This is a genomic window from Kineococcus glutinatus (assembly GCF_039542765.1).
Classification (GTDB): domain Bacteria; phylum Actinomycetota; class Actinomycetes; order Actinomycetales; family Kineococcaceae; genus Kineococcus_A; species Kineococcus_A glutinatus.
In genome coordinates this window covers 1-1,520 of sequence record NZ_BAABIL010000672.1, presented here as the reverse complement: position 1 = coordinate 1,520, position 1,520 = coordinate 1, and the positions used below count along the sequence as shown (strand labels likewise).

The following is a 1,520-nucleotide window of genomic DNA, read 5'->3' as shown; positions in this document are numbered from 1 at the left end:
CTCCTCTCTGGGCGACATCATCGCCTCAGGTCGGTGTCCGGAGAAGCGGGTCAAGATCCGGGTGCGCTGGCTGGTGGACTGACCGCCGGAGCGGGGGCGGGTGCTACGGCCTTCGCCACCGTCGGTGTCTTCGCGGCCGCCTCCACCGGCACCGCGATCTCCTCCCTGTCCGGGGCGGCGGCCACCAGCGCCACCCTCGCCTGGCTGGGTGGCGGATCGCTCGCGGCCGGAGGTGGAGGTGTCGCCGCGGGCACTGCCGTCCTCGGCGGGTTGGTGGCGGCCCCGGTGCTGGTGGCCACCGTCGGGGTGCTGTCGTGGCAGGGTCGCAGGCAGCGCCGCAAACAGCGGGAGACCGCTGACGAGCTCAGCCGCGCCGAGGCTGACATCACGCGCGCCGAGCAGAACACCGACGCCGTGATCGCCCGCAGTCGTCAAGTGCGCGCCGTGCTGGGCGACCTGCACACGGAGACCGACGCGCAGTTGCCCCTGCTGAAGGCCCTGGTGGAGAGCAACGACGACTACGCCACCTACTCCCCACCCCAGCGTGCGCAGGTGGCCACGGTGGTGGGCCTGGTCACGACCACCCTCTCGATCATGTCCACGCCGCTGACGGACGAGGACGGATCGGTCACCGACCTGTCCGGGCAGGTCGTCGACGATGCCAGGCAGCGCCTGCAGGACCTCACGGGCGATGATCCCGTACCCGCCGGCGGCACACCGGCCGGCGGACCGACCTCATGAGCGATGACGTCCCCGAGGTTCCGGACGTGCCCGAGAAGTCCACCCGTCGGCGCCGCCGGGTGTTGCGCGGTGGTGTCGACGCGGCGGCGTGGACGCTGGTGAACGGCGCGACGCGCAAGCTCGCCGACCAGACCACTGAGGCGCTGCGCATCCGCGACATCGCCCAGCAGGTCGCGGCGCGGTACCGCAACACCGGCCTGCCCCAGCGCGCCGGGCACCTGTTCGAGGTGATGCACGAGGCGTCCTTCAACCGGGACGCGATCGCCAAGGGCTCGGCGGTGCGTGCCCCCACCACCGAATGGGCGGTCGGCGGTTCGCAGAACGGGGCAGCCGACCTGCACATCGTCGAGGGTGGGCGCCTGCTGGCTGCCGCCCAAGCCAAGCTGATGGGGCGGGCCACGACCACTGCCAGAAGCATCGCCAACGACCGCTACGAGGGAATGCAACGCCTCATCGCCGGCGACCAGCTTGAAGCCGTGGAGAACCTCCTGGATCGGCGTCTAACCCTCGATCCCGAGGGCAACAACTACGCCGACTACGCCGACGCCCGCGCACACGTCACGGATGCCCTGCACGTCGGCGACGTGCGCAGCCGCCCGGTCACCACCGAGGAGGCCTACGAGGCCGCCGCCGACCCCACGAAGTGGGGCAACCGGCAGGCCGCGGCAGCCGCATCCCGAGAAGTCGGCGCCGCGATGGCAACGGGTGCGGCCACAGGCGCCGCGCTCGCCGGTCTGCTGGAAGCCGCCAGCCAGGCCGCCCGGGTGCGCGCCGGGGAG

At 72.3% G+C, this 1,520-nt stretch carries 1 protein-coding gene and 1 pseudogene; both read left to right on the top strand.

From position 1 onward, the window contains the following. The first annotated feature begins 285 nt into the window (after window positions 1–285). On the top strand, window positions 286–741 hold the full coding sequence (locus tag ABEB16_RS19915) for a hypothetical protein (RefSeq protein ID WP_345713939.1): 456 nt from the start codon (window positions 286–288) through the stop codon (window positions 739–741). Next, window positions 738–1,520: pseudogene (locus ABEB16_RS19910) on the top strand (hypothetical protein); the annotation flags it as partial. The gene ABEB16_RS19915 and the pseudogene ABEB16_RS19910, both read left to right, overlap by 4 nt.